The sequence below is a fragment of the Pseudoalteromonas sp. bablab_jr011 genome (assembly GCF_016464045.1).
GTDB lineage: Bacteria > Pseudomonadota > Gammaproteobacteria > Enterobacterales > Alteromonadaceae > Pseudoalteromonas > Pseudoalteromonas lipolytica.
In genome coordinates this window covers 25823-40715 of record NZ_JACDWU010000085.1, presented here as the reverse complement: position 1 = coordinate 40715, position 14893 = coordinate 25823, and the positions used below count along the sequence as shown (strand labels likewise).

The window sequence follows — 14893 nt, the reverse complement described above, 5'->3', positions numbered from 1 at the left end:
GGGTCTCGTGGGCTCGGAGATGTGTATAAGAGACAGGCTCTACCTCCTGCATCCATGCAGTCGTAAATCAGAAATTTTTAACGCAGGTAGCGACTGGTTTGATCACTCAAAATGATTAAGTATTTTTGCGGATTGGTATAAGCTAAATTTTAACGAAAAAAAGCCCCGCTTCATTTTTGCGGGGCTTTTTTAATGCTTAAATATTACAAGCAATAACGTGCAAATAAACTGCTGACAGCTGCTGCTGTTGGCTTACCATGTTGCCAATCACCGCCTTCTACACCACTGCCCGCGATGTCCATGTGAACATACGGTAATGGGTGTGCTGATTCAGTGCCATGCTTATCTAAACCACCTACAATCGCTAAGAATGCCATTGGGAACTGGTGTCCACGTGCAGTCACAGCTGACGGTGCATTGTTACTCGAAAGTACATCATCGGCTAATGTACGAGGCTTAACAAAGTCGTAGTCTTCACGACGGCTGCGAGAGACCTCTGCGCCATCAGCCCATAAATCACCTAAATCAGCAATTTTACGTGAAACCTGCGCTTGACGAGCGGGCCCATTTTCAACATAAGCGCTGTAAGGACCCATCGCACGTGCTGCGTGACCTGTTAGCGTTGCAACAGTGAATAGCTCTGGATTTACTTCATTTAATGCGCGGTCTTTCATTTCACTGAGTAAATCACCCATTGCTAAACGCCCCTCTGCGTCGGTATTACCGATGCGTACACGAACGCCTTCACGGCACGTAATGATTTCGTCAGGCACGAAACAATCAGAACCAATTGAGTTTCGAACCACGGCTAAGTAAGCAATCACTTTGACACCTTTAGGTGCATAATCAGCCACTGACTTCATAAAACCAGCGACCGATGCTGCGCCACCTTTATCGCGGCTCATACCCGCCATAAAGCCACCCACTTTAAGGTCGGCACCACCGGTATCATAAACAAGCCCCTTACCAACGAACATTAACGTACGCTCAATGTCACCCTCAGGAACATATTCAAGCTTAACAACACGTGGATGATGACGCTCAACAGCGTATGATGCACGCGCTACAGTGCTCATCATTGGGTAATCTTTATCGATAGTGTCGATATCTGAGATCACATCAACAGACACTTTACTGCCCGCAAATAACTCAACACAATAATCGGCAAAACGTGGCGGTGCCATGCGCTCAGGCTCTGTACCGCATAAGTCACGCGCAGCATATTGGCCTGCGGCAATTGCATTCAATGCTTTAACCATGGCCTCATCAGCACCCACTAAGCTAATTTGACTGATTGGCTCAATCGCTTGGCCATGAAACTCACGCGCTTCAAGTGGCTGCCATAATGCTTGGCAAGCACCTAAAAAGGCAACTTCAAGTGCATGTTTGTAACGCGCATCGTGGTGTGCACTCGCAAGTAAAATAGCAGGCTTGGTGCTGCCCGAAGCTTTTGCTTCTAGCACGGCTAATTTAGCAGCATCAAAATAACGACGTACATCGTCATAATCGCGATTAAGCGGACCTGTAGGCGCTAAAATAACGCGCTTTGAGTCAATCACAAGTAATGTGACTTGCTTAGAGATACGTGCATCAACGGCTTGTTGAGCACTGATAGCGTGGCTTAAGCTTGCATCGGCTAAAGACGAAAAATTATCACCGATAATAATCAATGCATCGTGATCTGCATCAGCTAATTGAGAGGCGACAACTGCATGAGGGTATGCCATAAAAAAAGGTCCTGCTGTTAGAAACATAGGACCTTATTATCATTGATTTAACGCGCTATTGCCAGCCGTGCAAATGAGCGGCTGGCAAGCAAAGTTTACTGCTCTGACACAGATTGGTTGTCTTTGCGATGTTTCACAATGACAGACCATGCTTCTAGCATCACCAAGACACTGATCACTAGTACCAGTAAATCGAGCGTTACAAGTAACCAGTTGCCTTGTTGGTAATATTCACCTAGCTTAATCACACCCGCGAAAAATGCCATTACCAGTACAAAGCTCATCGGTATTAACGTGTACTTCGCAGGACGATTCGCTTTGATTAACATTACCGAAATAACCAGTAACGTTAAACTTGCAAGGATTTGGTTGGTAGAGCCAAACAGCGGCCAAATGATCATTCCGCCGCTGCCATCGGCACCACCTGCACCAAAGGCAAGTAGCAAGCAGCACAGTACAGCGACAAGCGTTGCGACAATCCCATTGCGAATAATACTGATATTATAAATATCACCCCACTCTTGAATAATGTAGCGTTGTAAACGAACGCCAGAGTCCATTGTCGTGCCTGCAAATAGCACCACCATTACCGCAAGTAAGGTCGACGCGACTTCTTGTGAAATACCCCAACCACTTTCGATTAAGTTTGCACCCCCATTGATAAAGGCACTCACGCTCCCCGCTCCTAAGTGGCTGTAAATTTCATGCCATTCTTCAGGTGATACAGCCAATGCGACACCACTTACCGCCACCAGCGTAATAAGTGCAAGCATGCCTTCACCCACAGCACCTAAATACCCAACAAAGCGACCGTCAGTTTCTTTGTTTAACTGTTTAGAGCTGGTACCCGATGACACGATTCCATGGAAACCCGATACTGCACCACAGGCTATGGTGACAAACAACAGCGGAATAATACTAGGCGTATCCACTGCCGTTTGCGTATTAAATGCAGGTGCGGTGATATCTGGCATTGAAATAAAGACCGCGCCATATAAAAGCACTAAACCAACCAGCAACTGCATACCATTAATAAAATCGCGAGGTTGTAATAACATCCACACAGGCAGTAAAGAAGCAATTGCAGCGTAGATGAACAAGATAATGATCCAGTTTGCGTTTGCACTTAAGCCAAACATCTCATCTGGCAACGCAATGGGCATACTACTGCCAAGATAAATAGTGTAATAAAGGATACCGACACCAATTAAACACAGAGGAATTAAAGAAACTTTACGGCGCAGTAACTGGCCTATAACAAGGGCCACAACAATGGCTGACCAAGCAGGAAAAACCGCATTTGGCTGGGATACAAAGGATTTAGCAATAACAACCCCAAACACCGCATTCACCATCAGTAGCACTAAAAATACCACAATCATAAATAACGCACGGGTACGCTTACCGATGACGCTTTCAGACAAAGCCCCCATCGACTTACCTTTGTTGCGAGCACTGGCCCAAAGAGCCCCCATATCATGGACGCCAGCAAAAAAGATTGTTCCAAATACGACCCATAACACGGCAGGCACCCAGCCCCAATAAACAGCAATAGCAGGACCGACTATCGGTGCAGCACCTGCTACAGACGTGAAATGGTGGCCCCACAACACGACCTTATTGGTGGGTACATAATCCACACCATCCTCAAGCTCATGAGCAGGTGTGACGAAGTTATCATCCATTTTAAAGATTTTTTCGGCGATGAATTTCGAATAAACAAACCATCCGAATAACATACCGACTATTCCGAGCAGCACGATCACGACCGATTGCATAGTCATCTCTCTTATGTAGTTATAATGTTGTCTAGAGGCCGTGAACACAAATGGTTCAACACCCCACACTGAACACTAACAAACTTTAAACAACCTAGGTGTTAACCTTTAGTCTAATATACTTAACTGAAAATGCTCGTGGGCTTCACTCTTTATTCCCACACCAATGCCCAAAAGTCTGACGGGTTTATTATTTCCGCGTTCATACGCTTTACTCATTAACTCTGTAAAAATGCTGTCATCTAACTGATGATGACTTTGGTCGGCACTGGTCACTGTGAAATTTGCGAACTTCACTTTAACTGATAATTTGTTGATTCTGTTACTCAGTTGCTGCCTTTCTAAACGGCGTACTAACTCTGTCATTAAACGGGGTAACTCAGATAAACATTCAGCTAAGCTATTTTTGTTGAATTCATAAGTGTGTTCCACACTCAGCGATTTACGTACGCGTTCCGTAGACACCTTACCTACGTATTCTCCTGCGCATTTTTGATAAAGCGAAACACCAAAGTTCCCCACGTGTTGCTGCATCCAATTAACCCCTTTTTCGCGTACATCAGCTCCCGTGTATAAGCCTTTAAGTTGCAACTTTTCAAGCGTCACCTTCCCTACACCTGGGATCTTGCCTAGCGGCAGCTTGGCTAAAAAGCTATCCACTTGCTCAGGCAGTACCACGCACTGACCATTGGGTTTATTCTCATCACTGGCTATTTTGGCAATAAATTTAATCGGTGCGATACCCGCCGATGCAGTTAGGCCTGTTGTGGTAAAAATTTCTTGTCGAATTTGCTCAGCCATAAGAGTCGCACTGCCTCTGCATGCACTGCTTTGGGTAACATCTAAATAAGCTTCATCAAGCGATAAGGGTTCAATCAGGTCAGTGTATTTAGCGAAAATTTCACGGATTTGTTGAGAGACTTCTTTGTATACATGCATTCGTCCAGGCACAATGACTAAATCAGGACACAATTGTTTAGCATGGTAGTTAGACATAGCTGAACGAACGCCATATTGGCGCGCAATATAGTTGGCCGTAGAAAGCACACCACGGCGACTGTTCCCACCAATCGCAAGAGGCACACTGGCAAGTGCAGGATTGTCACGCATCTCTACTGCAGCAAAAAAGCAATCCATATCAATATGAATGAATTTTTTCATCAGGCATACAACAACTGTTCATTTATACAGTTATTATTATTTAATCTACCTGATAGTGCAAGCGAACATACTAAGAGGTTTGACGTGTTTGCTCGCGTGTTTTTTTGCGATTAAACAGCCGTGCTCCAAATAACCAAAAGGCGGCTTCGAGTAAAAGTCCCAAGAAAATTAGTACGATAAACCCAGACATTGTGCCCATACTGTAGCACAGTAGAGCCAGAGCCAGTAAGATGAATAATACTGCCCACTTTATCATTTTCGCTGTTAGTTGCTGCATAACTAGGTCCTTCATGTGTGTTCGATTTACTCACACTTTACGTAAGCGTGAACTTATAAAGTTAGCACAATATACTTAGTTTTCTAATTTTCTTGAGCTAAAAGCAGCATGTTGCTAACCTAGCTTTTCTCACAATTAACCTGGATTTGCTATGCAATCGTTTATAGAACAACACCCTATCAGAACAAAAATTAATGTAGCATGGGGTGAAATGGACGCCCTTCAGCATGTTAATAATGTGGTCTATTTTCGTTACTTTGAAACCGCTCGTATCGACTTTTTTACACAATTAGGCTTTCTTAAAGATTTACAAGCAACAGGCGTGGGTCCGGTGATCAGCGAGAACAATGCTCGCTATAAACGCCCCGTGACGTTTCCAGATTCCGTGCATGTTGGTGTAACCATAAGTGACATTGAAAAAGACCGCTTTATGATGCACTACACCGTATTCAGTGAGAGCCAAAAGGCAGTTACCACTGTTGGCTCATCACACGTTGTCATGTTTAACTTTACAACGGGTAAAAAAGCAGAGCTAAGCGATGAGCTTTTAGCTGCACTTAAAGCCCACTCTAACGATTAACAAGGAACTAATATGCTTTATAGCCCACTTGGCCGAAGTGGTATTGACGTCTCCCGTGTTTGCTTAGGAAGCATGACATGGGGTATGCAAAATAACCAAGCTGATGCCGATGAACAAATTGCCTATGCGTTAGATAAAGGCGTTAATTTTATCGACACGGCAGAAATGTATGCCGTACCGCCCTCGCCTGACACCTATGGTAAGACCGAAGAGATTATTGGTCATTGGCTTGCACGTAATAAAGATAAACGTGAAAACCTCGTTATTGCGACTAAAATTGCCGGTAATGGTTTACCTTGGGTTCGTGAAGGCGAAGATATCACTCGTCAAGCGGTGGTTAACGCCGTTGATGCCTCATTAAAACGATTACAAACCGATGTTATCGACTTATATCAGCTTCATTGGCCTAACCGCACCTCGCCGCATTTTGGTAAACAATGGCCCGGCATTGTGCGTTTTTCAGATGCCGACACCGAGCAAAATATTGCAGGTATGCTCGATATTCTTGAAGGCCTGAATGACTGTGTTAAAGCTGGTAAAATTAAACACTGTGGTCTTTCTGATGATAGTCCATGGGGTATTAGCCAATACTTGCGTTTAAGTGAGCAACATAATTTGCCGCGCATGGTGTCTATTCAAAACGAATTTAGTCTACTGCATGCCAAAGACTGGCCTTACTTAATCGAGCAATGTATTCACGAAGATATTGCGTATTTACCTTGGTCACCGCTCGGTGGTGGTATGTTAAGTGGTAAATACCTTAATGGTGCGCGCCCTGAAGGTAGCCGCTGGACACTGGTACAACGCAATGGCCTATTTAGAGACACGCCTCAGTCGCAACAAGCTATCGCAGAGTATGTAGAGATAGCGAATGCCTTTAATCTAACCCCTTCACAACTTGCGCTTGCATGGTGTGATCAGGTCGATGGTGTCAGTTCAACCATCATCGGTGCCACGTCAATGTCGCAGTTAAAAGAAAATATTGATGCTTTCTCAGTGACGCTCACCGATGAGGCACTTGAAAAAATAGCACAGGTATTTAATCGCTACCCAATGCCATTTTAATGCTGTAGAGCCTATCGTTTGATAGGCTTTAATCCCGCCAAAACCAATACTATATAACCATTTTTAATTGCTGTTTATTTTATTTTCAATACTTTGGTGTATAGTTAATCATCGTTATTGAGTTGTAAGGTAAACGATGAGAAAACATCTAAAAAAAGCATTCTATGTTATTTCTAGCTTATTACTTGGCTCGTACGTGCATGCTTCTGAACAACTATCAATTACATGGCTCGAAAACGATAGCGGGCCTTTTTATATCGAAAAAAATGAAACAACTCCTCACGCGGGTTTATGTAACGAAATAACCGATTTACTCATCACCGCCCTGCCACACATAAAACATACCAAGGTGACAATCCCACAAAAGCGAGCAAATAAATATTTAGATGAAGGCCACATGGCTTGTTATGCGTGTATGATTCATCGTGAACAAAAAACACATCGCGTTACTTACTCTATTCCGACCACGGTTTACCCGCCGTTTACTGTCTTAAGTAATAGCGAGCAAGCTGAAAAAATTTATAAAGCTCACGGTAATCCCGTGTCATTAATTTCGCTGTTAACGGATGCACACTTTATGTATGGTCAAAATGATGCACGCAAGTTTGGCAACCCCCTGGATAACATTGCAAAAAACATTAAGCTTTATGACTATGCAGCACTGAGCAGTACCGGCAGTCAAGCAAGTTATGCACTACTCACGCAGCTTGAGCACGGCTATATTGACTACACCATTGATTACCCATTTGTGGCAGACTATTACAATAATAAATACCAGCAAGATATAAAAAAACTCGCCATCGGTGACCCTGAACAGCATGTTGTGCTGGGTGCGATTGGCTGCTCAACCAGCGCCCCCAATAATTATGCACAACGCGTGTTAGTCGACATTAATAACGCGCTTAAAAACACCGTATTACCAAGTGAAAAATATCAACAAAACCAACGAGCTTGGTTAGAGGAAAGTTTTCCTGATTTTTTAAATTACTACCAACGATTTATCTTAGCGCCACTTAAATCGCCTGCCATTGATGGGTTAGAACTTGAGTAGAGCCATCTTTTAGCGCCACATTAAAAGTGGCACCTGAAATAACTTTACCCACTCCCTCAGGGGTGCCTGTCATAATGATGTCACCATCCTGTAAACTCATAAATTCATTGATCTCAGCTAAAATCTGCTGAGCAGTGTGGATCATCAACTGAGTGTCGCCAAGCTGGGCTAATTTACCATCAATGTGTAGACTAAATTGATACTGCCCTGACTCATTGACTGGCACAAACTCTGTAAAAAGTGCCGCTCCATCAAAGGCTTTAGCACGCTCCCAGGGTAAGCTTTTTTGTTTTAGCTGAGTTTGTAAATCGCGTTTGGTTAAGTCAAGTCCAAGGCCAACACCAGCAAGCTGTTTATTTTTAACTAAAAAACACAACTCTGCTTCGTAATGTAATTGCTCAGAACCGTGCTTAGCATACAGCGACTGCGTTAATGCGCTGTTCGGTTTTACAAATAACACCATACTGGTCGGTGTTTCGTTATTGAGCTCTGCGATATGAGCGGCATAGTTTCGACCAACACACACCACTTTACTTGGTGTCACTATTTCGTTAACAAATTTGACTGAGTGCATTGTGGGTTCCTTATAATCTACAACACCTTTTGTACTATATTAACATTAATTGAATTATCTAATTTTACCTAAAACAGCTGCAAAACCCGTTAAAAAGCCAAAAAGTTACACTTAATTATTCCTTATAATAACATGAACATACATATTAATTGCCAACTAAAAAGTGATTTATATTGACCATTGTTTAACTTTCTAATAACTTATTGTAAGCGGTTACATTTATAAAAATCGGGTTCGGCGATTTTTTTTGCAATAGAATGTAAGCGCTTACATTTAGACAACAAACACGAAAAATAAAACCAAATCTGGAGATTTGCATGAACCACACACTATTCAAGAAAAAGCAGCTTGCCATTAGCCTTTCCATGGCAATGGGATTAAGCGCGCTAGTTCCTCACTCAGCTGCTGCCGAAGAAAAATCCGAGAAAGCGAGTGATATTGAAGTAATACAAGTATCGGGGATCCGCGGTAGCCTTGTAAAATCAATGGATATCAAACGTCAATCTGCAGGTGTTGTTGATGCAATCACGTCAGAAGATATCGGTAAGTTTCCAGACACAAACTTAGCAGAATCTCTGCAACGTATTACAGGTGTGTCTATAGACCGCAGTAACGGTGAAGGCAGTAAAATCACTGTACGTGGCTTTGGTCCTGAGTTTAACTTAGTCACGTTAAACAACCGCCAAATGCCAACAACGGGCGGCCGCTCATTTGATTTTGGTGATATCGCGACTGAAAGCGTCAGCGGTGTTGAAGTATACAAAACAGCTCGTTCAGACATACCTAGTGGTGGTATCGGTGCAACCGTTAATATCACTACAGCAAAACCATTATCGAACCCTGGCCTTAAGGCATCAATTGGTGCAAAAGCGGTTCATGATACATCAAACGAAACTGGCGATAATATTACACCTGAAGTTTCTGGCATTTACAGCAACACTTTCAATGATGACCGTTTTGGTGTTTTAATTTCAGGTTCAGTGCAAGAGCGTAACAACCGCGAGCAAGCAATGGCGGTTGATAACTGGATCCCGAATGTTGATATTTCGTCATCTCCAGATTTAGCATTAACAGACAACAATCAACGTGCCGATGGGGCAACATGGTATCCACAAAATGCCGGTTATGCCTTCTCGGACAACACACGTAAACGTACTAACGGTCAACTTGTATTGCAATACGCGCCAACAGACCGTATTACAGCAACACTCGATTACACCTACTCAAAACTTGAATTTGAAAAAGACGGTCGTAGTTTCGGTGTGTGGTTCAATAATGGTGGTAACGTAAGTTCAGCAAACATCAACGAAAATGGCACTTACACAAAAGTTACTGAAATTGGTGGTGATTATTCGACAAACCTTAACCGTGGTGCCACAGAAAACGAAAACAAATCACTGGGTTTAAACATTGATTGGCAAGTAACTGATAACTTAAACATCGAGTTTGATGCTCACAACTCATCAGCAGAAAGTGCTGGGGTTGGTCTTGGCCATGATGCATTTATGATCATTGGTAATACATCGTGTTCATGGTGTGAAAACCCAACAGTGAATATTGATGAGAAAATGGCTGACTTCAGCCAAGGCGAAATCCCACTGATCGATATGACATTGACCAACGGTCAAGCAGAGCTATTACCAAGCGATATGGGAACCTTATTCGCCGGTGTTAATAAAGACACGAACACTAACGATCTAGACCAGTACCAGTTAAAAGGTACTTGGTACAATGAAAACACAGGCGCGCTTTCAAGCATTAACTTTGGTGTATCACATACAAAAGTTGATTTCCGTACTACCACGGCTTATTCAGGTCAGTTAGCGGCTGGTTGGTGGCTAAATTCTGCTGATTGGTATGATGACAGCATGTTTACGCGCGTTGACAGCTCTGGTTTACTTGATGGCTTCTCTGGTGGCGGTAGCGACAAGCTATTAAACTACTACTACGATGCTGACTTTGATGAAATCGTTGCAATCGCCGAAAGCATTGACTGTGACCACCCAGATGGCGGCATTGGTGCATGTAGTTGGCCAGCGGAAGTAAACGGCAAGGTGCAAGCGGGTCCAATTGATGATGACCACCGTGTTAGCGAAGAAACGACGGCATTTTATGCACGAGCTAACTTCGAAACAGAATTCAACGGCATGCCAATTAACATTACCGCAGGCTTACGCTACGAATCAACAGATGTTACAGCAAACAGCCTAGAGCGCCCTGCTGTTGCAATGGAATGGGTAAACGGCAACGAATGGTCATACATTTATGCTGATGAGCGTACCTTCTCAAACGGTGAAGGCAGCACGAAAGAATTTTTACCAAATATCGATATGAACATCGAAGTGGTTGAAGATGTGATTGCTCGTTTCTCATATAGTCGTACCCTAGCTCGCCCACCTGTTGGCGCACTGCGTTCAACAACGTCTTTCTTGGGTAACCCCAAAGTGGGTCAACGTAAAGTTGCGGTAGGTAACCCGAACTTAAAACCTTATACAGCCGATAACATCGACTTATCACTTGAGTACTACTACGGTGAAGGCAGCTATGTTTCTGCTGGTTACTACCGTAAGCAAGTTGATAACTTCTTAGTGAACATCACCACAGAAGAAACAATTGACGGCATCACAGACCCATTCATTGGTGACCGTGCTGAGCAAGCGCGTGAAGACCTAGCTGCAGCAGGTGAGCAACCGTCTGACCAAGCAATTCACGATAAAATCAACGAAAACCAAGGCACTGAAGAAGGCACACCGATTGTGGGCAATAGCACTGACCCACTGGCAAACTTCTTTGTATCTCGCGATAACAACGTTGAGACCGCTAACCTTTGGGGTTGGGAGCTTGCTGCACAGCACATGTTTGGTGAAACTGGATTTGGTATCGCAGCCAACGCAACGTTTGTATTTGGTGATGTTGAAGCAGACAGAGATGCTATCGGTTATCAATTTGCCTTACCGGGCTTAAGTGATTCAGCAAACTTCTCAGCTATTTATGATTTAAACGGCTTATCGGCGCGTATTTCATATAACTGGCGCGATGAATTCTTAACAGGCTTTGATCAACACTCATCACCTGTTTTTACTGAGTCTTATGGCCAGTGGGATATCAACGTGAACTACGCCGTGAACGAAAAGCTAACGGTGTTTGTTGAAGGTCTAAACCTGACAGATGAAACGCAACGTACCTACGTTCGTTACTCTGAGCAGCTGTTACGTGCAAACCAGTACGGTGCGCGCTACAACATCGGCTTCCGCTACTCGTTCTAGCATTTTGTTGTCAAAAAAGCCGCTCAACAGCGGCTTTTTTTTTCACAAATATGCTAGTTTGTCTTTATAGCGTTTAAGGTAGCTTTGAACATGCAACAGAATAATGTAAAAAAAGTGGTCATTTTAGGAGGGGGAACTGCCGGTTGGTTAACCGCGGGTTTAATTGCCGCACAGCCACATTTAACCCATAACGCACAGATCACCCTCATTGAATCCCCTGATATTGCCACCATTGGTGTTGGTGAAGGTACCTGGCCGACAATGCGCCAAACACTGAAAACCATCGGCATTAGTGAAAGTGACTTTATTCAAACCTGCGATGCTTCATTTAAACAAGGTTCACGCTTTGATGGCTGGTGCGAAGATGATGGCAGCACCCATTATTACCACCCGTTTAGTTTGCCTGTTGCCTATCAGCAGCTAAACATTGCTCCCTATTGGTTCGCCAATAAAGAGGCCGTAAGTTTTAGCCATGCCGTCGCAAGTCAAACCTACTTATGCGATCACCACAAAGCCCCAAAAAACCACCTACACAGCGCCTACCAAGGCGAAGCAAACTATGGTTATCATTTAGATGCTGGAAAGTTTGCGATGTTATTGCAAACTCACTGCACCACTCAACTTAATGTCGAGCATATTGTAAGCCATGTTGAAAGCATTAATAACGATGATGAAGGCTACATCAGCTCATTAGAAACACGCGATCATGGAATAATTACCGGCGACTTGTTTATTGACTGCTCGGGGACACACGCAAAGCTCTTACATCAACATTACGGCGTTGAATTAATCGAGCAACAAGATGTGCTATTTAACGACCGCGCAGTGGCAGTGCAAGTACCTTATGCAAGTCCACAACAAGACATTTTGTCTTATACCAAAGGCACCGCTCAAGATGCGGGCTGGATTTGGGATATTGGCCTACAAAGTCGTCGTGGGCTTGGTATGGTTTACTCAAGTCGTTTTGCCAACAGTGATGATGCCAAACAAGCGCTTGGCCGCTACATTGAAAGCACCCAGCCAGGCACAGACCAAAGCCAATTAACATTTCGCGAGATTCGTTTTACACCCGGCTACAGGCGCACTTTTTGGCATAAAAACTGTTTAGCAATCGGAATGTCAGCAGGCTTTATTGAACCGCTAGAAGCCTCTGCACTCGTGATGGTGGAGCTTGGTCTTAATAATTTACTGGCTAATTTCCCCACACACCGTGCAGCGATGCCTACGCTTGCCAAACGCTTTGATGACCAATGCCATTATCGCTGGCAGCGCATAATCGAATTTTTAAAACTGCATTACGTGTTATCAAAACGGACCAGTCCATACTGGCAAGCACATAAAGAAGCCGCAAGTGTACCGGCGCAACTGCAAGAGAATTTAGCGCTGTGGCAGTATCAAAGTCCATGGCTCAACGATTTTGATCGTGCCCAAGAGGTATTCTCTGCGGCCAGTTATCAGTATGTGCTCTATGGCATGAAACAGCTGCCTAAATTTCCAAGCATGGCAATGCCTGCTGCAATTGTTGAGCACTTTACTGCTAATCAACAACATGCCAAACATGCTTTACAGCAGCTACCAACAAATCGTGAGCTGCTAAACCATATTCAGCAATTTGGTATTCAACCTATTTAATATCAGCATTAGGAGGCCCAATGGCCAATCACGTTTTACTTGATAATATTAGCCATAAAGACCTGAAAGTGATCACCGCACGCGGTGCCGACTGGGGCGATCAAATTAGCTGCGCCACTATTTTCCCAAGCGAGTTTGCAAAAGTACAAGCAAACCAACCTATCGTATTTCGTAAGCAACCACAAACAGGTCAGTTTGAAGCATTGGCATTATTTGGTTTTGAAAATGGTGAAAACCTACTGCTTGATGAAAAAGGCGAATTAAAACTAAGTTACTTACCGCTTAGCATGCTGCGCCAACCGTTTTTAATAGGCCAACAGACGCAATATAACAATGGAATTCCTGAGCAATCATTAGTGGTGCATATTGATTTAGACAGCCCTCGTGTTAGTACAAGTCAGGGGGAAGCCATTTTCCTTGAGCATGGCGGTAACAGTGATTACTTAAATCACATTGCTCAAGTACTGAATACCCTACATCAAGAGCATCAAACAATTAATGGTTTTTTTGAGCGCCTACTTGCCGCCAACCTACTGGAAGCATTCAGTATCGAATATGCCCAAAAGAATGGCGAAAAAGTCACAGTGACAGGTTTTTATACCATTAATCAACACGCACTAAATGATTTAACACCGCAACAGTTAAAGCAGTTGCAACAGCAAGGCGACTTACAAGCCATTTATATGGTACTTGCATCAATGGAACAGATCCCACACTTACTGAATAAGAAGTGGGCGCAGCAGTAATGTTTAGCGCAGCGCCAATTAATGAGTGCAATGCCTCAGAAATTACCAACCTCAAAGCGTTTTTAGCCGACTTAACTGAGCCTTTGGTGATAAGAGAGCTGTGTGCTCACTGGCCTCAGGTTGCAGCAGCCAAAAAAGGCGAAAAACAGGCATTGAGCTACCTTTTAGAGCTGGCCAATAATGCGCCTGTTCGCAGTTTTAGTGCCGATGCTATGCATCAAGGCCGCTATTTTTATAATGCTGATTTATCGGGACTTAATTTTTCACAACACGCCGACTCACTTAAAAGCGTGCTAGATAAATTAGCGCACACACAGGCTGACTCGTTGTATATGGGGTCAACCGCTGTGGAATACTGCGCGCCGGGCTTTAGCCTCGACAACCCATTAGAGGTGACCGATTATAACTGCCTAACAAGTCTCTGGGTGGGAAATCACAGTCATATTGCGGCTCATTACGACAATGCCGATAACTTGGCGTGTGTTGCTGCGGGTAAGCGCACCTTTACCCTACTACCCACTGAGCAGGTAAATAATTTATATGTTGGGCCTCTTGAGTTTACACCCGCGGGGCAGGCTATTAGCTTAGTCGATTTTAATAACCCTGATTTCACGCGTTTTCCACGTTTCAAAGAGGCAGCAGAAAAGGCGCAAACAGCGACATTAACACCTGGGGATGCCATTTATATTCCTGCACTTTGGTGGCACCAAGTCAGTGCAACACAGCCATTTAATGTGTTAGTTAATTTTTGGTGGCGACAAGCTCCGGAGTATTTGGCCAACCCCTTTGATGCTATGTTGCATAGCATGTTGGCGATAAAGGACTTACCAAAAGAGCATAAACCAAAATGGCAGCAATTGTTTAATCACTATGTATTTGCTGATGAGCTCGATTTAACCAGCCATATTGCACAGCCTGCACACGGTATTTTGGCTGATATTGATGAATTAACCGCAAGAAAAATAAGACAATTATTACTGCAAAAACTCAACCGATAGAATGAGCCAAAAGCCAGCAGATGCAACGAGTTCGGCGA

The 14893-nt window shown here is 43.7% G+C and carries 12 protein-coding genes; 7 read left to right on the top strand and 5 right to left on the bottom strand.

What is annotated here, in order from left to right; all coding sequences use genetic code 11:
* Nucleotides 1–203: 203 nt before the first annotated feature.
* The 4 genes from JIG41_RS02915 to JIG41_RS02900 all read right to left on the bottom strand — a co-directional run bounded on the left by JIG41_RS02915 (nucleotide 204) and on the right by JIG41_RS02900 (nucleotide 4943).
* Nucleotides 204–1727, bottom strand: coding sequence for a leucyl aminopeptidase family protein (locus tag JIG41_RS02915; RefSeq protein WP_075594055.1), 1524 nt, complete (start codon nucleotides 1725–1727; stop codon nucleotides 204–206).
* 95 nt (nucleotides 1728–1822) lie between these two features.
* On the bottom strand, nucleotides 1823–3505 hold the full coding sequence (locus tag JIG41_RS02910; RefSeq protein ID WP_036966280.1) for a carbon starvation protein A: 1683 nt from the start codon (nucleotides 3503–3505) through the stop codon (nucleotides 1823–1825).
* 108 nt (nucleotides 3506–3613) lie between these two features.
* Nucleotides 3614–4666 carry a DNA polymerase IV gene (gene dinB, locus JIG41_RS02905; protein ID WP_036966279.1) on the bottom strand — a complete coding sequence of 351 codons (1053 nt, stop codon included), beginning with the start codon at nucleotides 4664–4666 and terminating at the stop codon, nucleotides 3614–3616.
* 70 nt (nucleotides 4667–4736) lie between these two features.
* Nucleotides 4737–4943 (bottom strand): hypothetical protein, encoded by a 207-nt coding sequence (locus tag JIG41_RS02900; protein ID WP_249406599.1) that lies wholly within the window; start codon nucleotides 4941–4943, stop codon nucleotides 4737–4739.
* 151 nt (nucleotides 4944–5094) lie between these two features.
* On the opposite strand from JIG41_RS02900, the gene JIG41_RS02895 reads away from it, so the two are divergent.
* The 3 genes from JIG41_RS02895 to JIG41_RS02885 all read left to right on the top strand — a co-directional run bounded on the left by JIG41_RS02895 (nucleotide 5095) and on the right by JIG41_RS02885 (nucleotide 7639).
* Entirely contained in the window at nucleotides 5095–5523 is a 429-nt protein-coding gene (locus tag JIG41_RS02895; RefSeq protein WP_036966275.1) for a thioesterase family protein, read from the top strand.
* Nucleotides 5524–5535: 12 nt separating this feature from the next.
* Entirely contained in the window at nucleotides 5536–6588 is a 1053-nt protein-coding gene (locus tag JIG41_RS02890) for an aldo/keto reductase (RefSeq protein ID WP_065979722.1), read from the top strand.
* A gap of 136 nt (nucleotides 6589–6724) precedes the next feature.
* Nucleotides 6725–7639, top strand: a complete 915-nt coding sequence (locus tag JIG41_RS02885; protein ID WP_199524231.1) for an ABC transporter substrate-binding protein — start codon at nucleotides 6725–6727, stop codon at nucleotides 7637–7639.
* Here the strand turns inward: JIG41_RS02885 and JIG41_RS02880 are convergent.
* Complete coding sequence (locus tag JIG41_RS02880; protein WP_036966270.1) at nucleotides 7602–8213, bottom strand: fumarylacetoacetate hydrolase family protein; 612 nt, start codon at nucleotides 8211–8213, stop codon at nucleotides 7602–7604. The genes JIG41_RS02885 and JIG41_RS02880 overlap by 38 nt on opposite strands.
* A 317-nt stretch (nucleotides 8214–8530) precedes the next feature.
* Here JIG41_RS02880 and JIG41_RS02875 point away from each other — a divergent pair, with 317 nt between their 5' ends.
* The 4 genes from JIG41_RS02875 (at nucleotide 8531) to JIG41_RS02860 (ending at nucleotide 14855) form a co-directional block, all read left to right on the top strand.
* Nucleotides 8531–11479: a TonB-dependent receptor gene (locus JIG41_RS02875; RefSeq protein WP_249406598.1), complete on the top strand. Its 2949-nt coding sequence runs from the start codon at nucleotides 8531–8533 to the stop codon at nucleotides 11477–11479.
* Between the two features lie 90 nt (nucleotides 11480–11569).
* Nucleotides 11570–13111, top strand: a complete 1542-nt coding sequence (locus JIG41_RS02870; RefSeq protein ID WP_199524230.1) for a tryptophan halogenase family protein — start codon at nucleotides 11570–11572, stop codon at nucleotides 13109–13111.
* Nucleotides 13112–13131: 20 nt separating this feature from the next.
* The gene (locus JIG41_RS02865) at nucleotides 13132–13857 is read left to right on the top strand and encodes a SapC family protein (RefSeq protein ID WP_199524229.1); all 726 of its coding nucleotides are present in this window, start codon (nucleotides 13132–13134) and stop codon (nucleotides 13855–13857) included.
* Nucleotides 13857–14855 (top strand): cupin-like domain-containing protein, encoded by a 999-nt coding sequence (locus JIG41_RS02860; RefSeq protein WP_199524228.1) that lies wholly within the window; start codon nucleotides 13857–13859, stop codon nucleotides 14853–14855. Before JIG41_RS02865 ends, JIG41_RS02860 begins: the two co-directional genes overlap by 1 nt.
* Nucleotides 14856–14893: the final 38 nt, after the last annotated feature.

Excerpts from the sequence above, each read along its gene's own strand:
- JIG41_RS02915 (WP_075594055.1), bottom strand. The coding sequence starts at position 1,727 with ATGGCATACCCTCATGCAGTTGTCGCCTCTCAATTAGCTGATGCAGAT.
- JIG41_RS02910 (WP_036966280.1), bottom strand. The coding sequence starts at position 3,505 with ATGCAATCGGTCGTGATCGTGCTGCTCGGAATAGTCGGTATGTTATTC.
- dinB (WP_036966279.1), bottom strand. The coding sequence starts at position 4,666 with ATGAAAAAATTCATTCATATTGATATGGATTGCTTTTTTGCTGCAGTA.
- JIG41_RS02900 (WP_249406599.1), bottom strand. The coding sequence starts at position 4,943 with ATGCAGCAACTAACAGCGAAAATGATAAAGTGGGCAGTATTATTCATC.
- JIG41_RS02895 (WP_036966275.1), top strand. The coding sequence starts at position 5,095 with ATGCAATCGTTTATAGAACAACACCCTATCAGAACAAAAATTAATGTA.
- JIG41_RS02890 (WP_065979722.1), top strand. The coding sequence starts at position 5,536 with ATGCTTTATAGCCCACTTGGCCGAAGTGGTATTGACGTCTCCCGTGTT.
- JIG41_RS02885 (WP_199524231.1), top strand. The coding sequence starts at position 6,725 with ATGAGAAAACATCTAAAAAAAGCATTCTATGTTATTTCTAGCTTATTA.
- JIG41_RS02880 (WP_036966270.1), bottom strand. The coding sequence starts at position 8,213 with ATGCACTCAGTCAAATTTGTTAACGAAATAGTGACACCAAGTAAAGTG.
- JIG41_RS02875 (WP_249406598.1), top strand. The coding sequence starts at position 8,531 with ATGAACCACACACTATTCAAGAAAAAGCAGCTTGCCATTAGCCTTTCC.
- JIG41_RS02870 (WP_199524230.1), top strand. The coding sequence starts at position 11,570 with ATGCAACAGAATAATGTAAAAAAAGTGGTCATTTTAGGAGGGGGAACT.
- JIG41_RS02865 (WP_199524229.1), top strand. The coding sequence starts at position 13,132 with ATGGCCAATCACGTTTTACTTGATAATATTAGCCATAAAGACCTGAAA.
- JIG41_RS02860 (WP_199524228.1), top strand. The coding sequence starts at position 13,857 with ATGTTTAGCGCAGCGCCAATTAATGAGTGCAATGCCTCAGAAATTACC.